This window comes from Streptomyces sp. NPDC048353 (assembly GCF_055587165.1).
In genome coordinates, this window is sequence record NZ_JBVJGU010000004.1 from 345,147 (window position 1) to 366,474 (window position 21,328).

Sequence of the window (21,328 nt, forward strand, 5' to 3'; positions counted from 1 at the left end):
GCGGCGCCGGCCCCCCCGGGGGGCGGGGGGGGGCGCGCCCCCGCGGCCCCGCCCCGCGGCCCGGCCGCCCGCCCGGGGGCCCGCGCGCCCGGGCCGCTTCGTTCCGCGCGGTCCGTCGGCTCAGCGCGGCGGGACGGGGCGGTCGTAGACGTTGTCCGGGGTCACGATCCGGGTGATCGCCCGGGCGAGGAGGGTGGACGGCTCCTGACCCTGGGAGAAGATGTCGGTGTTCAGCATGAGCACGAGGGTGGCCTTCCGTGACGGCAGGTAGACCGTCACGCTCTCGTAGCCCGGGATCGAGCCGTTGTGCCCGATCCAGCCGCCCGACTCCAGGATGCCGAGCCCGTAGTTCGTACCGGGGAAGCCGGTCGGCAGCGTCCGGAGCCGTTCCCGCTGGGTCTCCGGACGGAGCAGCGTGCCGGTGGCGACGATCCCGGCCCACCGCCGCAGGTCCTGCAGGTCCGAGATCATCGCGCCGGCCGCCCACGCCCAGCCGGGGTCCCAGTCGGTGGCGTCCGCGCGGGCGCCGGTCGGGGTCTGGTCGGTGTAGCCGCGCGGGTGCGGCTCGGGGAACTCCGCGCCCTTCGGGAACAGCGTGTGGTCCAGGCGCGCCGGGCGGAGCACCCGCTCGTGGATGAAGCGGCGCAGCTTGACGCCGCTGACCTTCTCGATCACCAGGCCGAGCAGGACGAGGTTGGTGTTGGAGTAGTCGAACCGGGTGCCCGGCTCGGCGGTGTTCGCGTGCCGGAAGGCGTAGGAGAGCACTTCGTACGGGGTGAACGGGCGCGTCGGGTCGCCTTCCAGGTCCTCGATGAACTCCGGGTCGGCGGTGTAGGAGAACAGGCCGCTGCGCATCTCGGCGAGATGGCGGAGCGTGATGTCGTCGCCGTTCGGGACGCCCCGGATGTAGGTGGAGACCGGGTCGTCGAGCCGGAGCCGGCCGTCGTCGACGAGCTCGAGCAGTGCGGTGACGGTGAAGGTCTTGGTCTCGCTGCCGATCCGGATGTGGGTGTCGGTGGTCATCGGCTCGCCGGTCGCCGTGTCGGCGACACCGCTCGCGCGGACGTAGCTGCCCTGGCCGGGCATCCAGAGGCCCACCACGACGCCGGGGATCCCGGCCTGCCGGCGGACGTCCTCGACGGCCTTGTCCAGCCGTGCGGTCAGCTCGGGGCCGAGGCCGTGCCGCGCGTCGTCGTTCGGACCGGGAGCGTCGCCGCCCATGGCGCGGACGGGCCCGGCCGTGGCGGGGCTCGTCGCCACCGGAGCGAGGACGGACGCCACGAGCAGGGCCGCGGCGAAGGCACGGCGGCGGGATGGACGTCGCATGGCGGGTGCCTCTTCCTTTTCGGGGTGTCGGAGGGTCAGGTCACCACCCGTGCCCGGGGTGGAGAGCCCTCGCGCGGACGCGGTGCGGCGAGTCCACTCCTTCGGAGCCACCGCCGGTGCCGGTAAGACGCCCCCTCTGCCCGTTACCCACGGAAATGCGAGGGCGGGAAAGTGAAGAGGACAAGTGAAGAAACTGCGGAGTTCGGATGGGTGTTCGGGTATTTCGGTGGCGGAAGAAGTACCGAAACAAAGCGGGCGACTCGTGTCATCCGTCGAACCCATAGGTAACTTTCCATTCGGGACGGGTTCTCACGTGCGTGAAGTCCTGACAACGTGGATACGAGGGTGGTTCAGGCGGTAGAGGATCGCCGTCATGGATTTCGGCGGGCGGGGTAGGGTCGAGCCCGCGAAGAGCGACCGAAAGACGTTCGAGGCGAGGCACACCGATGGACGGCAGCAGTGGGGGCGGGGGCTGGTTCAGTCCAAGCCCGAACAGGAAAGCGACCGAGACGGGGCAGGGGATTCGGACGGAAGAGGGCCCGATACCCGGCACGACCGCCGGTCCCGGCGGACGGCCCGGCCCTGCGGGCCCCGAGCGCCCGATACCCGGCCGCGCCGGTGCCGCCGCCCCGCCGCATGCGGCTCCGAGCCCTTCCGGCACGTCCACCGCCCCCGGCAGAGACGTTTCGCCCGAGGCCGACCTCATCCGTCGCACCATGGCCGAGACCGAGCCGATCGCGGACAAGGTCACGTCGTACTTCTACGCGCTGCTCTTCCTCCGCCATCCCGAGCTGCGCAGCCTCTTCCCCGCCGCGATGGACGCCCAGCGCGACCGCCTCTTCAAGGCCCTGCTCACCGCGGCCAGACACGTCGACGACACCGCCACCCTCACGACCTACCTGTCCCACCTCGGCCGCGGCCACCGCAAATACGGCACCCGGCCCGAGCACTACCCGGCCGTCGGCGAGTGCCTCATCGGAGCCCTCGCCCGCTACGCCCCGCGGACCTGGGGCCCGGAGGCGGAGGCGGCCTGGGTCGGCGCCTACACCGCCATCTCCCAGATCATGATCGACGCCGCCGCCGAGGACGAGCTGCGCGCACCCCCGTGGTGGGACGCCGAGGTCGTCGCGCACGAGATGCGCACCTCCGACATCGCGGTCGTGACCGTACGGCCCGGGCAGCCCTACCCCTTCCGTGCCGGGCAGTACGCCGCCCTGGAGACGCCCTGGTGGCCGCGCGTCTGGCGGCACTACTCCTTCGCCTCGGCCCCCCGCTCGGACGGCCTGCTCTCCTTCCACGTCAAGGCGGTACCGGCCGGCTGGGTCTCCAACGCCCTGGTCCACCGCGCCCGCCCGGGCGACGTCATCCGCCTCGGCGCCCCCGCCGGCTCCATGACCGTCGACCACAGCACCGACAACGGCCTGCTGTGCCTGGGCGGCGGCACCGGCATCGCGCCCATCAAGGCGCTGATCGAGGACGTGGTCGAGCACGGCCGCCGCCGCACCGTCCAGGTCTTCTACGGCGCCCGCAGCGACCACGACCTGTACGACATCGACACCATGCTCCGCATGCAGCAGTCGCACCCCTGGCTGTCGGTCCGCCCCATCGTCGACGACGGCCCGGGCGGCGACCTGTGCGGCCAACTCCCCGACGCCGTCTCGCAGTACGGCCCCTGGCACACCTACGACGCCTATCTGTCCGGCCCGCCGGCCATGATCCGCCGCAGTGTCGACACCCTGGTCGGCTTCGGCATCCCGTCCCACCGGATACGGCACGACTCCATCGAAGAACTGGTCGGAGCAAGGAATTGAGCACATTCGAGCAGGCCGGGCCGCAGCCGGCCGTGGCGGTACGGACGACGCGCCCGGGCAGCGAGGGCGAGCACCACGTCCAGCAGCGCATGGGGACGACCGAACGCGCCGACAGGTTCTACGCCGACCAGGTCCTGGACCGGCTCAACGACCGCATGCGGGAGTTCGTGACGCGCCAGGAGATGTTCTTCCTGGCCACCTCCGACCGGCACGGCGAGTGCGACAACACCTTCCGGGCCGGCCCGGCCGGCTTCCTCCGGGTCCTTGACGACCTGACCCTCACCTACCCGGAGTACCGCGGCAACGGCGTCCACGCCAGCCTCGGCAACATCGAGGAGAACCCGCACGTCGGCATCCTCATGGTGGACTTCGTCCAGGACCGCATCGGACTCCACGTGAACGGCGCCGCCCGGATCGTCGCCGACGACGAGATGCGCCGCGCCCACCCCGGGCTGCCCGAGGACCCCGTCCCCGGCCGCCGCGCCCTGGTGTGGGTGCAGGTCACCGTCGAGGAGGCGTACATCCACTGCGCCAAGCACATCCCGCACCTGCAGAAGATGCCCGCCCAGGGCGGCAGCCGCGCCTGGGGCACCGACGACTTCAAGCGCAAGGGCGGCGACTTCTTCGGCGCCGCCGCCGAAGCGGGCGAGCGCGGACCGTTCCTGCCGCCGCCCCGCGCGGACGCGGCGGCGTGGCGCGCCGAGGCCACCAAGGTCCTCGCCCGGGCCGAGCGGCGCGCCGCGGAGGCCCGGGAAGAGGCCTTCAGCGGCTGGTTCCGCAGGGACGTCTCCGTCTGAGCCACACCGGCCCGAGGGTCCGGTGCCGCACCGGTCCGAGGGCCGTCCTCCCGGTGTCCGGCCGCCGTCCACACGGTGGTCGGGCACCGGACACCGGATATTCCCGTCCGGTTCACAAACACGGAAGGCCATTTCCGTGCTACAGTCGATAGCAGTTGCAGTTGTGGTTCCCATAAGACTTCAAGTGCCCGATGACGGTTCTCGCCGTCGGGCACTTTTGTATTTTCGGGCTTTTTCCGGACGGGGTAATCATCGCGGCGACGCCGGGATCCGCACAGTGCGGGCCCGGGTAGTGCCCCGAAGGAGATATGACATGGCTACTGGCACCGTGAAGTGGTTCAACTCGGAAAAGGGCTTCGGCTTCATCGAGCAGGAGGGTGGCGGCCCCGACGTCTTCGCCCACTACTCGAACATCGCCACCCAGGGCTTCCGTGAGCTTCAGGAAGGCCAGAAGGTGAACTTCGACGTCACGCAGGGCCAGAAGGGCCCCCAGGCGGAGAACATCGTCCCCGCCTGACGTTGAACGTCGAGGCGTGACTGACGCAGTCGGGGCCCCCACCGTGAGGTGAGGGCCCCGGCTCGTTGGCGTCTCCAGGGGCTTTCGCCCCGCTCTGCCGCACCGGTGACTTCCTCGCATTGTGCACGGGTGCCGTTTGTCGCCCCGCATTTCGACGCGTGGCCGGATCGACTTCCCTCGCCATCCGCCCCGTCGAGGAAGGAATCCATGAATCCCCCGACCACCGACAGTTCCGCCGGGAATCGCCCGGAGGGAACGAACGAGTTCGCCCTTCCGGACCCCGTCACCCCGGCCCTTCCCGCCGCGGCCGCATTCGCCGACACCGGCCTGCCCGCCGCGCTCCTGAAGACGCTCGCCGATCAGGGTGTCGACCGGCCCTTCCCGATCCAGGCCGCCACCCTGCCGAACGCCCTCGCGGGACGCGATGTCCTGGGCCGCGGCCGCACCGGCTCGGGCAAGACGCTCGCCTTCGGCCTCGCCCTCCTCGCGCGTACGGCGGGACGGCGCGCGGACGCCAAGAAGCCGCTGGCCCTGATCCTCGTCCCCACCCGTGAGCTGGCCCAGCAGGTCACCGAGGCGCTCACCCCCTACGCCCGGGCGCTGAAGCTGCGGACCGCCACGGTGGTCGGCGGCCTGTCCATCGGACGCCAAGCGGGCGAGCTGCGCACCGGGGCGGAAGTCCTCGTCGCCACCCCGGGCCGCCTCATGGACCTCGTCGAGCGCAAGGACTGCCGCCTGGACCAGGTGGCCGTCACCGTCCTGGACGAAGCCGACCAGATGGCCGACATGGGCTTCATGCCGCAGGTCACCTCCCTGCTCGACCTCGTACGCCCCGACGGTCAGCGGATGCTGTTCTCGGCCACCCTCGACCGCAACGTCGACCTGCTGGTCCGCGGCTATCTCACCGACCCGGTCGTCCACTCGGTCGACCCCTCGGCCGGCGCCGTCACCACCATGGACCACCACGTCCTCCAGGTGCACGGCCCGGACAAGTGGGCCACCGCCACGGAGATCGCCGCCCGCGACGGGCGGGTCCTGATGTTCCTGGACACCAAGCACGCGGTCGACCAGTTCACCCGCCACCTCCTCGGCAGCGGCGTCCGCGCCGCCGCCCTGCACGGCGGAAAGTCCCAGCCGCAGCGCAGCCAGACCATGGAGCGGTTCAAGACCGGCGAACTCACCGTGCTGGTGGCCACGAACGTCGCGGCCCGGGGCATCCACGTCGACCGGCTGGACCTCGTCGTGAACGTCGACCCGCCCGCCGACGCCAAGGACTATCTGCACCGCGGCGGCCGCACCGCGCGCGCCGGCGAGTCCGGCATCGTCGTCACGCTCGTCACCCAGAGCCAGCGCAAGGACATGGCGCGCCTCCTGTCCGAGGCCGGCATCCGGGCGCGGACCACCACGGTCCGCTCCGGCGAGGCCGAACTGAGCCGCATCACGGGTGCCCAGGCCCCGTCCGGCGTCCCCCTCGGCAAGAACGCCCCGGCCAAGGACGCCTCCCAGCGCGGCGGCGCCGCCTTCCGCGGCATGGGAACCGTCCCCGGACGCCCCGGCCGTGCCAAGAACGAGTCCCGTCGCGCCGCCGACGCCCGCCGTACGGCCGAGGCCCGCCAGGCCGCCCGCGTCCGCCGGGGCGCCTGAACACCTCCCCGAGCGGGGCCCCGCGCCCGCGACCCGGACCACCGGGCGCGGGATCGTCCCCGCCCTCGCCCCGTGGCCGGGCTCCGCGGCCTCCGGGGCGACGCCCAGCAGCGCGGGCCCGTAGCACGGCGTCTCGCGCAGGGCGATGAGTAAGGCCAGGCGGGGCCCGTCGGGAGGCAGTTCGTCCGGGCCCCGACGCCATGAGGTCGGGAATCCGCAGCCGGCCCCTGCCCGGGCCTTGAACCGGAGGGCCCGCTGCCGTCGTAGAGGACTGGTCCCCCTCGCCCGGCGCGCAGATCTCCGCCGACCGGCACGCGCATCGCGGATCACCCGCCACGCGCCCCGCGAAGACGGCCTCCCGCCGCCCGGGCCCGGCATGGACTTCTCGTACGACTCCATGGACTCTTCGCCGACCCCCGCCGCGGGGAGCGGAACGCGCCCTACCGTGATTCCGGCCGTGCGGACGCCCTCGTGGCCCCGCGTTCACGACCTGTACCGCGCCCCCACGCGTCGACGACACGCCCCCGTCCCCTCTCCCGCTGATCTTGGGCTCGCTCGGACCGACGTCCCCCCAACCCGCAGAGGTGCTCGGACCCATGACCGATCTCGACCGGCGCCGCTTCCTCCAAATCGCAGGCGCGACCGCCAGTGCCACCGTCGGCTCCACCGCAGGGCTCGCCGCGCTCGGCGGCAGCATCGCCAGGGCGGCCGCCATCCCCGCCGCCCGGACCTCCGGCACCATCGCCGACGTCGAGCACATCGTCGTCCTGATGCAGGAGAACCGTTCCTTCGACCACTACTTCGGCTCGCTGAAGGGTGTCCGCGGCTTCGGCGACCCCCGCCCGATCACCCTCCCCAGCGGAAAACCGGTCTGGTACCAGCCCGACGGCGCCAAGGACGTCCTGCCGTACCACCCGACCGCCGACGACCTCGGCATGCAGTTCATCGCCGGCCTCAACCACGACTGGGCCGGCGGGCACAAGGCCTTCAACAACGGCAGGTACGACCAGTGGATCCCCGCCAAGTCCGCGGGCACGATGGCCTACCTGACCCGGGACGACATCCCCTTCCACTACGCCCTCGCCGACGCGTTCACCGTCTGCGACGCGTACCACTGCTCCTTCATCGGCGCCACGGACCCCAACCGCTACTACCTGTGGACGGGCTACACCGGGAACGACCGCACCGGCGGCGGACCCGTCCTCGGCAACGACGAGCTGGGCTACGGCTGGACGACGTACCCCGAGCGACTGGAACGGGCGGGCGTCTCCTGGAAGATCTACCAGGACATCGGCGACGGACTGGACGCCGCCGGGCACTGGGGCTGGATCGACGACGCCTACCGCGGCAACTACGGCGACAACTCCCTGCTGTACTTCAACAGCTTCCGCAACGCCCAGCCCGGCACCCCCCTCTTCGACAAGGCCCGCACCGGCACCGACGTGAAGGCCGGCGACGGGCTCTTCGACGTCCTGCGCGCCGACGTCGCCGCGGACCGGCTGCCGCAGATCTCCTGGATCGCCGCCCCCGAAGCGTTCAGCGAGCACCCCAACTGGCCCGCGAACTACGGCGCCTGGTACATCGCCCAGGTCCTCGACGCGCTGACCTCCAACCCCGAGGTCTGGAGCAGGACCGCCCTCTTCATCACCTACGACGAGAACGACGGCTATTTCGACCACGTCGTGCCGCCCTACCCGCCGGCCTCGGCCGCCCAGGGGCTCTCCACCGCCGACACGACGGCCGACCTCTTCCCCGGCGACTCCCGCTACGCCGCCGGCGCCTACGGCCTCGGCCAGCGCGTCCCGATGCTCGTCGTCTCGCCCTGGAGCAAGGGCGGCTACGTCTGCTCCGAGGTCTTCGACCACACCTCCGTCATCCGCTTCATGGAGCGCCGCTTCGGCGTCGCCGAACCGCACATCTCCCCCTGGCGCAGGGCCGTCTGCGGCGACCTGACCTCCGCCTTCGACTTCGGCCTCGAGAACACCGCGCCGGCGACGCTGCCGGACACCAGCGGCTACCGCCCGCCGGACGGCGACCGGCACCCCAGCTACGTGCCCAAACCGCCCGCCCGGCCGGCGCTGCCCCGGCAGGAGCCGGGCGCCCGCCCCACCCGCGCGCTGCCCTACGAACTGGTCGTCGACGGCACCGCCACCCCCTCGACCGGCCGCTTCACCCTCGCCTTCGGCGCGGGGGCCGGTGCGGGCGCCTTCTTCTACGTCACCGCCCGGGGCCGCACCGACGGACCCTGGACGTACACGGCCGGAGCGGGCAAGACCATCTCCGACACCTGGAACACCGCCTACTCCCAGGGCGTCTACGACCTGACGGTCACCGGCCCCAACGGCTTCCTGCGCGGCTTCAAGGGGCCGGGCAGGACGGCGGGACCCGAGGTGACGGCCCGGCACGACGCGGCGACCGGAAGCCTGCTGCTGACCATGACCAACCCCGGCGCCGCCGACGTCCACCTGACCGTCACCCAGGCCAGGGCGTACGGCGGTCAGGCGCAGACCTTCAAGGTCGCCAAGGGCGCCACGGTGCGGCACACCGTCGACCTGCGGGGCAGCCGGCGCTGGTACGACCTCTCCGTCGTCTCCGACCGGGACGCCGCTTTCCTTCGGCGCTTCGCCGGGCACGTGGAGACCGGCTCCACCGGGGTCAGCGACCCCGGCATCGCCACCGGCTGACGCGGGCCCGCCCCGGCCCGCCTCACTCGCAGGTGACGCGGTCGCGCGGGGTGTAGTGCGTGCGGAACGTCTCCCGCCCGACCTCCGCCCCGCCGTCGCGGAAGACCCGGTCCACGGCGATGTCGAAGCCCTCCAGCGGCGTCTGGGGCTCGCACGTCGGGCCCTTGCCCGTCCGCTCGGCCGGCTCCTTGAGGCGGGTGCGCGGCCCCGCCACCGCCTCCACGGAGTCGTGCTTCTTCGTGCCGTAGAACGTGACGGTCACCGAGGAGTCCGTGGAGGTCGCCTCGATGTAGATGCCGTGTCCGGAGTCGTTGCGGAACTTCAGGTCCAGCGAGCCCCAGGCGACCGTCGCCTCCCGGCCGGCCGGGTAGCGCTCGATGTAGAACGAGTGCGCTCCGTACTCGACGGGCTTGACCCCCGCGAAGAAGATCGCGTTGAAGACGGTGGTGGCGACGGCGGAGACACCGCCGCCGGGAGCCGAGCGGTACTGCCCGTCCAGGATCATCGTGCCGTCCACGAAGCCGTTGGCCTTCGTGCGCTCGCCGACGGTCCGGTTGAAGCTCCACAGCTCGCCCGGCCGCACCAGCGAACCGTTGATCAGCTCGACCGCGCGGCCGATGTTGGTCGTGCGGTAGGGCGCGGTCGGGAAGTCGACGGTGAAGGTCGACATCCGTTCCGTGATCCCCAGCTTCCCCACCGACGCTCCGGTCAGCTCCGGCTGGATCAGCCGGGTGGCGACGGGCCCCGTGCGGGCCGCGGCGCCCGTCCTGGGCAGCAGCGGCAGCACCGCCTCCTGGAGCGCCTTGCCGGACACCTCGTGGCCCGGCCGGCCGTCCGACTCCACGACGACCCGGCCGTTCCGTACGCCCAGCTCCGCCTCGACGGGGCCGTCCGCGATCGAGTCCAGCGGACGGGCGACCTCCGGGTCGCGCAGCAGGCCCGGGCCGTCGAGCGTGGCGGCCAGCCGCCCGCGGGCGTCGGCCTTGACCTTCAGGTGGTCGCCGAGTGTCGCCGGAGCGATCCGCAGCGGCTTGCCCGCCGCGGTGACCGTGACCGGTCCCGACATGGCGGGGTTCGCGAAATCCTTCAGGAAACGGGTCACCTCGGCCTCGCCCACGGCGGGCCGGGACACGGCCGCCGGCAGCGTCAGGGGGGCCGCCGTGGATCCGCCGGCGGCCGGATAGCCGGCGCGGATCGCGGCGACCGCCGCGTCGGTGTCCAGCTTCACGCCGTCGCGCGGCGGCGTCGCGACGGCCTTGCCGTCCTTGAACGCCACGGCGCCCTCGACCACCGGGCGGTCGTAGGTGGCGGCCACCCGCTCCATCGCCGTCCGCGCCGCGGCCTCGTCGAAGGCGACGACCGGCTCGACGTCGCGGTTCCCGGAGGAGAAGAGCCGCCCGATCACCGTCACCGGGTCCCGGGCGGGGTCGGCGGCCCGCTCGGCGGTCTTCGCCGCGTCGACGGCCAGACCGGCGGAGACGGGATCGACGCTGCCGGTCCGGTCGCCGACCCGGAGGGGGATCGGAGCGGTCCACGAGGCGGGGGCCGAGGCGGTCAGCTTCGCCCGGGCCTCCTCGCGGCTCATCCCGCCGATGTCGACCCCGGCGACGCGCGTGCCGTCGGATATGTCGTCCCCGGTGGCCACAAGACCGGCGATGTACAGACCGCCCGCGGCGACGACGGCCGCTCCGGCCGCCGTCGCCGCGATGCGTATGCCTCGGCCCGGGCTCCTGCCCTCACGCGGGCGGTGGGGTGAGGGGGGCGCGACCTCACCTGTCGTCGAGGGACGCACACACCCTCCCGTGCAGTCGAGGTCCCGGTTACACCCGAGACGGTACGTCGAACGGACGTCCGATGCACAATGCGCCCCGCTGACCTGCATCGATGCAATTGTCCCCCGGGCTTCCCCCCGGAGGTCAGCCCTCCGCGGGGTCGACCAGCTCGCCGGCCCGCGCCACGCGCGCGTACCAGTGGGCGCTCGACTTCGGCGTGCGCCGCTGTGTCGCGTAGTCGACGTGGACCGCTCCGAAGCGCTTGGCGTAGCCGTACGCCCACTCGAAGTTGTCCATGAGCGACCAGAGGAAGTAGCCCCGGACGTCCGCCCCGGCGGCGATCGCCCGGTGCACCGCCGCCAGGTGGGCGTGCACATAGGCGATCCGGTCCGGGTCGTGGACGGTGCCGTCCGCGCCGACCACGTCCTCGTAGGCCGCGCCGTTCTCCGTGATCAGCAGCGGAAGACCGGGCCGGCGGGCCGAGACCCTGGTCAGCAGGTCGTACATCCCGCTCGGGTCCACCGCCCAGCCCATCGCCGTGCGCTCGCCCGGCGCCTGGTGGAACGCGACGTCGTCCGCGCCCGGCCAGGGGGAGTGCTCGCTCGCCCCGTGCCCGTCGTCCTGCGGCTTCTCCGCGCCCTCGGCGACCGCCGAGACCACCGTCGGCGTGTAGTAGTTGATGCCGAGCGAGTCCAGCGGCTGCCGGATGGTCGCCGTGTCGCCGTCCCGGACGAACGCCCAGTCCGTCAGCGCCGCCGTGTCGGCGAGCAGCTCCGGCGGGTACGCGCCGTCGAGCAGCGGGCCGAGGAAGACCTCGTTGCCCACCCGGTCGATCCGGCGGGCCGCCTCCCGGTCGGCGGCCGAAGAGGTCAGCGGCCGGACCTCGTGCAGGTTCAGGCTGATGGACGGCTTCGCCCGGCCCGGCAGCGCCGCACGCAGCGCCTGCACGGCCAGACCGTGGCCGAGGTTGAGGTGGTGGGCGGCGCGCAGGGCGGCCACCGGGTCCGTACGGCCCGGGGCGTGGACACCGGAGCCGTAGCCGAGGAAGGCGCTGCACCACGGTTCGTTGAGCGTGGTGAAGCGGCTGACCCGGTCGCCGAGCGCGTCGGCGACCAGGGATGCGTACGCGCCGAAACGCTCGGCGGTCGCCCGCTCCGGCCAGCCGCCGGCCGCCTCGAGATCCTGCGGGAGGTCCCAGTGGTAGAGGGTCACGACCGGCTCGATGCCGGCGCCGAGCAGCTCGTCGACGAGCCGACGGTAGAAGTCGAGGCCCTTCTGGACGGCGGGGCCGCGGCCGGTGGGCTGGACCCGGGGCCAGGACACCGAGAAGCGGTAGGCGCTCAGGCCCAGGTCGGCCATCATCCGCACGTCGTCGCGGAACCGGTGGTAGTGGTCGACCGCCACGTCGCCGGTATGGCCCTCGAACACCTTCCCCGGCGTGTGGGAGAAGGTGTCCCAGATCGACGGGGTGCGGCCGTCCTCGGCCGCGGCGCCCTCGATCTGGTAGGCGGCGGTGGCGGTGCCCCAGAGGAATCCGGCGGGGAACCGGCGGACCGAGGTGAGGGGGCGGGGGTCTGTCGCGGTCATGCGGGGGTGCTCCCGAGTGAGAGGAATGGGGGTGGGGGCCGGGCACGGGGGCGGGGGCCGCGGAGGCGGCCGGCCCGATGCCGTCGGCGGCCGTCAGTTCTTGACCGCGCCCGAGGTGATGCCGCCGACGATGTGCTTGCCGAGCACGGCGAAGACGAGCAGCAGCGGCACGGTCGATATCAGCGCGCCGGTCAGCACCACGGCCTGGTCGACGGTGTGGTTGCCCGACCCGAGCCCGGCCAGGGCGACCTGCAGTGTGGGGTTCCCGTCCGGGGTCAGCGCGATGAACGGCCAGAAGAAGTCGTTCCAGGCCTGCACGAACACGAGCATCCCGAGGACCGCCATCGCGGGCCTGGCCACCGGGAAGACCACGTGCCAGATGATCCGCAGGCTGTGCGCGCCGTCCATCCGGGCGGCCTCGACGAGTTCCACCGGCAGCGCCTCGACGAGGTACTGCCGCATGAAGAACACCCCGAAGGCGGCGACCAGGGAGGGGAGGACCACCGACTGGAGCTGGTCGACCCAGCCCAGGTCGGTGATGATCCGGTAGAGCGGGATCACGCTGAGCTGCGGCGGGATCGTCATGGTGGCGACCACCAGGGCGAGCATGGCGCCCCGGCCCTTGAAGGGCAGCTTGGCGAAGGCGAAGCCGGCGAGGGTCGAGAAAAGGACGGTGGAGACGGCCACCAGACCGGCGACGACGGTGGTGTTGACCAGCGCCTCGCCCATGTCGACCTGGTTCCAGGCGAAGGAGAGGTTGTCGAGGAGCCGGGGGCCGGGCAGCAGCGGGGCGGGGGCCTCGACCACGCGCTCGCCCGAGTGGGAGGCGGCGACCAGGTTCCAGTACAGCGGGAAGAGCGAGACCAGGGCGGCCAGGCCGAGGAGGACGTAGGTCAGCGGCCCGGCGTGGTGCTGGCGCCCGGCGCCCGGGGCCCCGAGACGCCTCCCGCGCGGCCGGCCGGGGGCGGAGGGCCCGCCGCCGGCGGGTGTCCTGTCGAGGGTGTGCGTCATGAGGTCATGCCCCCAGCTTCTTGCGGTTGGCCCGGGACACGAGCCTCTGGACGGCCCCGATCAGCAGCAGGAGCAGCAGCATCACCCAGGCGATCGCGGACGCCTGCCCCAGCGCACCGGTCACCCAGCCCTTCTCGTACATCAGCAGGCTGAGGGTCTGGAACTGGTTGCCGCTGCCGCCGCTGATGCCCAGGCTGCCTCCGAAGATCATCGGCTCGCCGAAGAGCTGGGTGGCGCCGATGGTGGAGACGATGATCGTGAACAGGATCGTCGGACGGATCGAGGGGATGGTCACGCTGAGGAACTGCCGCCAGCGCGAGGCGCCGTCGAGCGCCGCGGCCTCGTAGAGGTCCTGCGGGACAGCCTGCATGGCCGCCAAATAGATGAGCGCGTTGTATCCGGTCCAACGCCAGGTCACGATCGTCGAGATGGCGATCTGCGACGGCCACTTGGACGACTCCCAGTCCACGGGGTCGAAGCCGACCCAGCCGAGCACGGTGTTGATGAGGCCGTAGTCGGTGTTGAAGAGCTGGGCGAAGACGAGGGTCGCCGCCGCGATCGAGGTGGCGTACGGGGCGAGGACCGCGACCCGGAAGAAACCGCGGCCGCGCAGCTTGTAGTTGAGCAGATGGGCCAGGCCCAGCGCCATCAGGAGCTGCGGGACGGTCGAGACGACACCGATGGTGAAGGTGTTGCCGAGCGCGTTCCAGAAGAACTCGCTGTCGGTGAGGGCGGTGTAGTTGTCGAGGCCCCTCCACTGCGCGTCGCCGCCGAGCTCCACGCGGTGGAGCGAGAGCCAGCCCGTGTAAAGCAGCGGGAAGAGCCCGAAGGCCGCGAAGGTGAGGAAGAACGGGGCGACGAAGGCGTACGGGCTCAGCCGCAGGTCCCACCGGTACACCCTGCTGCGCCACGGTCCGGGCGGGCGGGGGTTGTTCGGGCGGGCGGCGGGGGAGGGGTGCGGGGCGGGCGGCGGGGGGCCGTCGGCCGCCGCCCGGACGGAGGTGGCCACGAGGGGCGTCCCTTCGGGTGTCGGTACGTCGCTGCTTCGGTACGGCGGTACGGGGGTACGGCGGCGGGCGTCATCGGCCGCGCGAGCCGTGACGGGCAAGGCGGGCGCTGGGCAAGGGGGCCAAGCGGGGTGGGGCGGAAGCGGCCGGTCGGCCGCCCGGCGGGGGAGCGCCGGGCGGCGCGCGCGGGGTGTGCGGGCCCTCGGACGGGCGGGGTTCGGGGCGGGCCGGCCGTGCCGGGCCGCCCGCCTACTGCGCGATCTTGTCCGCGACCAGCTTCCTGACGTTCTCCCAGGCCTTCGCCGGGTCCGTACCGCGCTGCTCGATGTCGAGGATGCCGTTGTCGGTGATGAAGGTCTTCACCTGGCCGTCCCACCGGCTGATCGGGGCCGGGGTGATGCCGGCCGCCGCGTCGGAGTAGATCTTCCCGACCGGGGTGTCACCGAAGTACGGCAGCTTGGCGTTCTGGACGGTGGGGGAGGAGAGGGTGTCCTTGGTGGACGGGATGTTTCCGTTCACCCCGAAGACCTTGGCGTGCTGGGCCGGGGCGGTCAGCCAGGCGGCGAGCTCGGCCGCCTCCTTGGCGTGCTTGCCGGACTTGGGGACGGCGAGGAAGGAGCCGCCCCAGTTGCCGGCGACGGGCGGCGCGGCGATGTCCCACTTGCCCTGGTTGCCGGCGCCGGCCTGGTCCTTGATGATGCCGGTCATCCAGCTCGGGCAGGCGACCGTGGCGAACTTGTTGTTCTTGAAGGCGGCGTTCCAGCTGCCCTTCTCGTCGAACTGGCGCAGCTTGGCGGTGATCCCGCTCGTCGCCGCCTCGACGGCGGTGTCCCAGGCCTTCTTCACGCCGGGGCTGTTCTCGTAGTCCAGCTGCCCGCCGGTGTCGGCGTACTGGACCGGCTGGCTGGAGACGACGGCGTTGAAGAGACCGCTCGCGGAGTCGTGGAAGGCGGTTCCGGCGGGAGCGCTCTTCTGGTAGGTCTTGCCCGTCGCGAGGAACTTCGACCAGTCCCCGGCCCAGAGTTCGGCGACCTTCGCGCGGTCGGTGGGCAGCTTGGCCTTGGCGAAGAGGTCCTTGTTGTAGCAGATGGCCATGGGGCCGATGTCGGTGCCGAGGCCGATGACCTTGCCGTCGGAGGTGGTGGCCTGCTTGACCTTCCAGTCGAGGAACGCGCCGAGGTCGGCGCCCCCGGTGGAGCCGAGGTCCGCCCACTTGCCGGCCATCGCCGGGCCGGTGGCCTCGGCGATGTAGCCGACCTCCAGGGCCTGGATGTCGGCGAGACCGCTGTTGCGCGAGAGGCGCAGCTTCAGCGTGTCCCAGTACTTCTGGCCGTCGGCCACGTTGGACTCGACGATCTCGATGCCCGGGTGCGTCTTCTCGTACTCGGCGTAGAGCTTGGCGCCGGTCTTGTCGTCGTAGCCGAAGGAACCGAACGTCCCGATGCGCAGGGTGATCTTTCCGTCGCCGGAGGCCTCGTCGGACCCTCCGTCACCGCAGCCGGTGAGCAGGACCGTGCAGGCCGCGAGCCCGGCGACCATCGCGGTTCTCGTTCTGGAAGTGCGCATGCGACTCTCCTCGTCCAAGGCGGGGTGTGGGAGCGCTCCCACATCCATCTGGCCGGAAGGTTGCGGCCCCGTGGGGGTGGGTGTCAAGAGGTCTGCGCGAATCCGGTACGAAGTCGTGGGAGCGCTCCCACTGTTGATAGGGTCGCGGGAGCACAGGGCGGCGAGGGGAGACGGCAGATGGTGGTGAGCGGGCGCCAGACCGGCAGGCCCACCCTGGAGGAGGTCGCGGCGCGGGCGGGTGTCGGCCGGGGCACGGTCTCGCGCGTGATCAACGGTTCCCCGCGCGTCAGCGAGCAGGCCAAGGCCGCGGTCGGCCGGGCCATCGCCGAGCTGGGGTACGTACCCAACCGGGCGGCCAGGGCCCTCGCGGGCAGCCGTACCGACGCGGTGGCCCTGGTGATCCCCGAGACCGAGGCCCGGCTGTTCGCCGAGCCGTACTTCCTCGACATCATCCGCGGGGTCAGTGCCGAACTCGCCGACGCCGACAAGCAGTTGCTGCTCACCCTGATCCGCAGCGACAAGGAGCGGCAGCGCTTCGAGCAGTATCTCGCCGCCCAGCGGGTGGACGGGGTGCTGCTGGTGTCGGTGCACGGCGACGATCCGCTGCCGGACCAGGTGCGGGAGCTCGGCCTGCCGGCGGTGCTGAACGGCCGTCGCTCGGAGGGCGAGACGGTGGCTTACGTCGACTCCGACAACGTCGGCGTAGGCCGCTCGGCCGTCGTCCATCTCGCCGGCCGGGGGCGGCGCCGGATCGCGACGATCACGGGGCCGCTCGACATGTACGGCGCCCGGTGCCGGCTCGACGGCTACCACCAAGGCCTCGACGAGGCGGGTCTCGCCCCGGACCGGCGGCTGGTCGCGACCGGCGACTTCACCGAGGAGGGCGGACGGCGGGCCATGCGGGAACTGCTCGCCCGACGGCCGGACCTGGACGCGGTCTTCGCGGCCTCGGACGTGATGGCGGCGGGCGCGCGCGGGGCGCTGCGCGAGGCGGGGCGGCGGGTGCCCGACGACGTGGCCCTGGTCGGGGTCGACGACTCGGCGGTGGCGCGGCACATGGACCCGCCGCTGACGAGCGTGCGCCAGCCGATCGAGGAGATGGGGCGGACCATGGCGCGGCTGCTGCTCCAGGAGATCGGGGAGGCCTCGGAGGAACAGCCGCGCCGGATCCTGCCGACGGAGCTGGTGGTACGCGCCTCGTCCTGAGGCGCTCCGAGAAGGGGGCGTGGCGGGGCTCGCGAGGCGTGTGGGGCTGAGGTGGCCTCGGGGGCTTGTGGGGCTCGCGTGGCCTCAAGGGCTTGCGGGCTCCTCGGGGTTCGCGTGGCCTCAAGGGCTTGCGGGCTCCTCGGGCTCGCCTGGCCGCAAGGGCTCGCGGATTCCTCGGGGCTCGCGAGGCCCCGTTTTCGGCGGGCGGTGGCGGGACGGCGCGTCAGCGGACGGCCAGCAGGTGTTCCAGGGCCAGTTGGTCCAGGCGCTCGAACGACATCGAGCGGGCGGCCGCCGCCGTCGCGTCGAAGTCCTCGTACGCCGAGCGGTCCGCGAGCAGCCCCGCGAGGCCGTCGGCCGCGGTGGGGGCGGCCAGTTCCGGCAGCCGGGAGGCGGCCAGCGCCTCCCGCACCTCCGGGTCGGCGCGGAAGGCGGCGGCGCGGTCCTTGAGGATCAGATAGTTGCGCATACAGTTCCGGGCCGACTCCCACACCCCGTCGGAGCCGTCGGTCCGCACGGGCTTGAAGTCGAAGTGCCGCGGGCCGTCGTACCCGGCCGTCTCCAGGAGGTCCACCAGCCAGAACGCCTGCCGCAGATCGCCCGCCCCGAAGCGGAAGTCCTGGTCGTACTTGATCCCGGACTGGCCGTTGAGGTCGATGTGGAAGAGCTTGCCCGCCCACAGGGCCTGGGCGATGCCGTGCGGGAAGTTCAGTCCGGCCATCTGCTCGTGACCCGTCTCCGGGTTCACACCGACCAGTTCGGGCCGCTCCAGGCGCTCGATGAACGCGAGGGCGTGCCCGATCGTCGGCAGGAGGATGTCCCCGCGCGGCTCGTTCGGCTTGGGCTCGATCGCGAAGCGGAGCGCGTGACCCTGCTCGGTGACGTACTGCCCGAGAAGGTCGAACGCCTCCTTCATACGGTCGAGCGCCACCCGGACGTCCTTCGCGGCGCCCGATTCGGCGCCCTCCCGGCCGCCCCAGGCGACGTACACGCCCGCGCCGAGTTCGACGGCCAGATCGATGTTCCGGATCGTCTTGCGCAGGGCGAAGCGGCGCACGTCGCGGTCGTTGGAGGTGAAGCCGCCGTCCTTGAAGACGGGGTGCGTGAAGAGGTTCGTCGTGGCCATCGGCACCTTCAGACCGGTGCGGTCCAAGGCGGCCCGGAAGCGCTTCACGGCGGTCTCCCGTGCGGCGTCGGAGGAGCCGAAGGGGATCAGGTCGTCGTCGTGGAAGGTGACGCCGTACGCGCCGAGTGCGGCGAGCCGTTCGACCGACTCGACCGGGTCCAGCGCCGGGCGGGTCGCGTCGCCGAAGGGATCGCGGCCCTGCCAGCCGACCGTCCACAGGCCGAAGGTGAACCGGTCCTCGGGGGTGGGGGAGAAACGTACCGACATGGTCCGGATCCTTTCGGTCGGGGGTCTGGGCGACCTATTTGTTTTGTGCGATAACTAATACGGCAACCGGACGTCCTGCGCCAGAGTGGGTGCCCGGTAGCCGGTAGCCGGTAGCCGGTAGCCGGGATCCGGACCCGGGATCGGCGTCCGGACCGGACCTGTCATCCGGACCCGGACCTTGACGCGGGCGCCCGGGGCCCGCGTCGGTCCGGTCCGGCCGCCCGGACGACCGACGACGAGAGGCGACGCGCATGCCCGTGCAGCACCCCGTGGTGATCGGAGTGGACAGCTCCACGCAGTCCACCAAAGCCGCCGTGGTGGACGCCACGACCGGCACCGTGCTTGCCGTCGGCCGCGCCCCCCACACGGTCTCCGGCGCCGGGGGCGCCCGCGAGAGCGACCCCGAGGAGTGGTGGGCCGCCCTGCGCGAGGCGGTCGGCGGGGCCCTGAAGGAGGCGGCGGTGCCCGCCTCCGCCGTCACCGGCATCGCGGTCGCCGGACAGCAGCACGGCCTCGTGGTCCTGGACGCGGCCGGCCGCCCGTTGCGCCCCGCGCTGCTCTGGAACGACACCCGGTCCGCGCCGCAGGCCGCCGGCCTCACCGGCGCGCTCGACGGGGGCGCCGAGGCCTGGCTGCGGAGGACGGGATCGCTGCCGGTCGCCTCCATGACGGCCGCCAAGTGGCGGTGGCTGTGCGCGACCGAACCGGCCGTCGCCGACGCCACGGCGGCCGTCCGGCTGCCGCACGACTTCCTCACCGAACGTCTCGCCGGCGTCGCCGTCACCGACCCCGGCGACGCCTCCGGCACCTGCTGGTACTCCACCGCCGACCGCGCCTACGACCCCGGCCTCCTCGCCCTCCTCGGTCTCGACCCGGCCCTCCTGCCCGTCGTCGCCCCCACGGGCGGGGCGCCCGTCGCCACGCTCACCCCGGCCGCCGCCGAAGCGCTCGGTCTGCCCGGCACCGTCGTCGTCGCGGCCGGGACCGGCGACAACATGGCGGCCGCCGTGGGACTCGGCCTCGGCGGCGCCGGACTCCTCGACCATCCCGTGGTCAGCCTGGGCACCTCGGGCACCGTCTTCGCCGCCACCCGCACCCGCCCCGCCGCCGCCGGGCTCGCCGGCTTCGCCGCCGCCGACGGGACGTACCTCCCCCTCGGCTGCACCCTCAACTGCACGCTGGCCGTCGACCGGTTCGCCGCCCTCCTCGGCCTGGACCGCGAGGACACCACGCCCGGCGACGGCGTCGTCGTCCTGCCCTACCTCGACGGTGAGCGCACACCCGACCTCCCGGACGCCACCGGCCTCCTGACCGGCCTGCGCCACACCACCGGCCCCCGCGCGATCCTCGGCGCGGCCTACGAAGGCGCCGTCTTCACCGTGCTGCGCGCCCTGGACGACCTGCTCACCGCCTGCGGCACGGACCCGAACGACCCGGCGGTACGGGACCGTCCCCTGCGCCTGATCGGCGGCGGCGCGCGCGGGCGCGCCTGGACGAGCACCGTCCGCAGGCTCTCCGGCCGCCCCGTGGTCGTCCCCGCCGCGACCGAACTCGTCGCCCTCGGCGCGGCCGCCCTCGCCTCGGCCGCCGCCACCGGCACCGATCCCGTCGCCCGGGCCACCGCCTGGGGCACCGGCGACGGCGCCCTCCTGCCGCCCCTGCCCCGCGACGACGAGACGTGGGAGCGGATCGCCGCCGTCCTGGACGCCGCCGCCCCCGCCGTCCGCCCGTCCGGCACCACCGCCGACGGCACCCGCCGCTGGGCCCTGTAGCCGGGGGTACCGGCGCCCGGCCCCGACACCCCGGCCCGGCGCCGCGACGTGTCGCGCTGTGCCGGGACACCCGGCGCCTCATCTCGGCGATTCGTTCGGGTGCATCCAGCGCGCGCACGAGGGCCCGACGGGTTCGAATCGGGGCATGGCTCCTATAGACAGGATCGGTACGGACAGCCGCGCCGTACCGCCGCTGGAGGCCGGCACCTGGTGGTACGCCGCGGTGGCCGCCGAAGCTCCGGGCTCGTTCAACGGACGTGTGCGCAAGCGGCTGCGCAACGCGGCGCTCGCCGCCGTCCTGCTGCTGGCCGTGGTCTACGCCGGCCTCGTCCTGACCGCGACCGGCCAACGCTGGGAGAACGCGGCGACCGCCGGCCGGCTGACGGACGGGACGCTCTCCGCCGAGCAGATCGTCGGCCGTGTCCCCCACCACTTCGCCCTCTACTCCCTCAGCCTCGCCCTGCTCCTCATCGCGGTCGTGGGCGTGCTGCGCCGGCGGTACGCGCCGACCGTGGCCGCCCTCGGCTCGGTGATCGGCTCCGTCGCCCTCGCCGAAGTGCTCCAGCGCTTCGTGCTGCACCGCCCCGACCTCGCCGGAGCGCCCGGCCACCTCCTGCACGGAGGCTTCCCCAGCGGGCACACCACGCTCGCCCTCAGCGTCACCTTCGCGCTCGCGCTGGTCGTGCCGTACCGCCTGCGGGTGCTCGTTGTCACCGTCGGCGCCCTCTGGGCCACGTTCCTCGGCGCGTACACCCTCGCCATCGGATGGCACCGGCCCGGGGACCTCATCGGCGCCGAGCTGCTCTCGCTCGTCATCGTCTGCGGGACCGTCGCCCTGCTCGCCCGCAAGGGCAAGGCCCGCCGCGCCCCCCGCGGCCGCGCCCCGCTCCGCCACGTCGTGATGACCGTCCCCGTCGTCCTGGGCGCGCTCGCCGGGCTCGGCGCGGGCCTCCTCCTCCTGCCCCGCTCGGTCGGCGCCCCGCTCCCCGTCGACCCGGCGACCGCGAGGCTCGCGTACGAATCCGGACAGCTGCTCGCCGCCGGCACCGGGCTCGCCGCCGCCCTGCTCCTCCTCGCCCTGCTGCGCCACGTCGACCTCGACGAATCCGCCGTCCCGCCCCGGCGGGCCCCCGCCGGTCCCGAGCCCGACGCCGAGATCACGGGCCCCTTTCCCGCGGAGCAGGATCACGAGATATCTTGATGTCGAGCAATCTCGCAGACGCAGACGTGGAGCG

At 72.9% G+C, this 21,328-nt stretch carries 15 protein-coding genes; 8 read left to right on the forward strand and 7 right to left on the reverse strand.

The genetic code is table 11. From position 1 onward, the window contains the following. Positions 1 to 120: 120 nt before the first annotated feature. Entirely contained in the window at positions 121 to 1,326 is a 1,206-nt protein-coding gene (locus tag ACZ6RC_RS16790; protein WP_469583525.1) for a serine hydrolase domain-containing protein, read from the reverse strand. A 446-nt stretch (positions 1,327 to 1,772) separates the two neighbouring features. Between ACZ6RC_RS16790 and ACZ6RC_RS16795 the strand changes: the two genes are divergently transcribed. The 5 genes from ACZ6RC_RS16795 to ACZ6RC_RS16815 all read left to right on the forward strand — a co-directional run bounded on the left by ACZ6RC_RS16795 (position 1,773) and on the right by ACZ6RC_RS16815 (position 8,779). Further along, the gene (locus ACZ6RC_RS16795) at positions 1,773 to 3,137 is read left to right on the forward strand and encodes a globin domain-containing protein (RefSeq protein WP_391137690.1); all 1,365 of its coding nucleotides are present in this window, start codon (positions 1,773 to 1,775) and stop codon (positions 3,135 to 3,137) included. Between the two features lie 89 nt (positions 3,138 to 3,226). After that, positions 3,227 to 3,934, forward strand: coding sequence for a pyridoxamine 5'-phosphate oxidase family protein (locus ACZ6RC_RS16800; protein WP_469584351.1), 708 nt, complete (start codon positions 3,227 to 3,229; stop codon positions 3,932 to 3,934). 313 nt (positions 3,935 to 4,247) lie between these two features. Further along, positions 4,248 to 4,451: a cold-shock protein gene (locus tag ACZ6RC_RS16805; RefSeq protein ID WP_100598391.1), complete on the forward strand. Its 204-nt coding sequence runs from the start codon at positions 4,248 to 4,250 to the stop codon at positions 4,449 to 4,451. Between the two features lie 207 nt (positions 4,452 to 4,658). Further along, a complete protein-coding gene (locus ACZ6RC_RS16810) occupies positions 4,659 to 6,095 on the forward strand; it encodes a DEAD/DEAH box helicase (RefSeq protein WP_469583530.1) in 1,437 nt (478 codons plus the stop codon). 596 nt (positions 6,096 to 6,691) lie between these two features. Continuing rightward, the gene (locus tag ACZ6RC_RS16815; protein ID WP_469583533.1) at positions 6,692 to 8,779 is read left to right on the forward strand and encodes a phosphocholine-specific phospholipase C; all 2,088 of its coding nucleotides are present in this window, start codon (positions 6,692 to 6,694) and stop codon (positions 8,777 to 8,779) included. A 22-nt stretch (positions 8,780 to 8,801) separates the two neighbouring features. Here the strand turns inward: ACZ6RC_RS16815 and ACZ6RC_RS16820 are convergent, their stop codons facing one another. From ACZ6RC_RS16820 to ACZ6RC_RS16840, 5 genes are all read right to left on the reverse strand, one after another. Continuing rightward, a complete protein-coding gene (locus ACZ6RC_RS16820; protein ID WP_469583536.1) occupies positions 8,802 to 10,571 on the reverse strand; it encodes a VanW family protein in 1,770 nt (589 codons plus the stop codon). A gap of 124 nt (positions 10,572 to 10,695) precedes the next feature. Continuing rightward, positions 10,696 to 12,138 (reverse strand): GH1 family beta-glucosidase, encoded by a 1,443-nt coding sequence (locus ACZ6RC_RS16825; protein ID WP_391137679.1) that lies wholly within the window; start codon positions 12,136 to 12,138, stop codon positions 10,696 to 10,698. 93 nt (positions 12,139 to 12,231) lie between these two features. Continuing rightward, positions 12,232 to 13,149: a carbohydrate ABC transporter permease gene (locus ACZ6RC_RS16830; protein ID WP_469583539.1), complete on the reverse strand. Its 918-nt coding sequence runs from the start codon at positions 13,147 to 13,149 to the stop codon at positions 12,232 to 12,234. A 4-nt stretch (positions 13,150 to 13,153) separates the two neighbouring features. Then, positions 13,154 to 14,158 carry a carbohydrate ABC transporter permease gene (locus ACZ6RC_RS16835; protein ID WP_469583541.1) on the reverse strand — a complete coding sequence of 335 codons (1,005 nt, stop codon included), beginning with the start codon at positions 14,156 to 14,158 and terminating at the stop codon, positions 13,154 to 13,156. A 247-nt stretch (positions 14,159 to 14,405) separates the two neighbouring features. Further along, the gene (locus ACZ6RC_RS16840; RefSeq protein WP_469583543.1) at positions 14,406 to 15,722 is read right to left on the reverse strand and encodes an ABC transporter substrate-binding protein; all 1,317 of its coding nucleotides are present in this window, start codon (positions 15,720 to 15,722) and stop codon (positions 14,406 to 14,408) included. A 177-nt stretch (positions 15,723 to 15,899) separates the two neighbouring features. Here ACZ6RC_RS16840 and ACZ6RC_RS16845 point away from each other — a divergent pair, with 177 nt between their 5' ends. Then, on the forward strand, positions 15,900 to 16,928 hold the full coding sequence (locus ACZ6RC_RS16845; RefSeq protein ID WP_391137666.1) for a LacI family DNA-binding transcriptional regulator: 1,029 nt from the start codon (positions 15,900 to 15,902) through the stop codon (positions 16,926 to 16,928). Positions 16,929 to 17,151: 223 nt separating this feature from the next. On the opposite strand, the gene xylA is transcribed toward ACZ6RC_RS16845, so the two are convergent. Continuing rightward, on the reverse strand, positions 17,152 to 18,321 hold the full coding sequence (gene xylA / locus ACZ6RC_RS16850; protein ID WP_469583548.1) for a xylose isomerase: 1,170 nt from the start codon (positions 18,319 to 18,321) through the stop codon (positions 17,152 to 17,154). A gap of 251 nt (positions 18,322 to 18,572) precedes the next feature. Between xylA and xylB the strand changes: the two genes are divergently transcribed. Together xylB and ACZ6RC_RS16860 are read left to right on the forward strand one after the other, a co-directional pair. Further along, a complete protein-coding gene (gene xylB, locus ACZ6RC_RS16855) occupies positions 18,573 to 20,093 on the forward strand; it encodes a xylulokinase (protein ID WP_469583551.1) in 1,521 nt (506 codons plus the stop codon). A gap of 145 nt (positions 20,094 to 20,238) precedes the next feature. Continuing rightward, complete coding sequence (locus ACZ6RC_RS16860; RefSeq protein ID WP_469583553.1) at positions 20,239 to 21,294, forward strand: phosphatase PAP2 family protein; 1,056 nt, start codon at positions 20,239 to 20,241, stop codon at positions 21,292 to 21,294. The last annotated feature ends 34 nt before the right edge of the window (positions 21,295 to 21,328 follow it).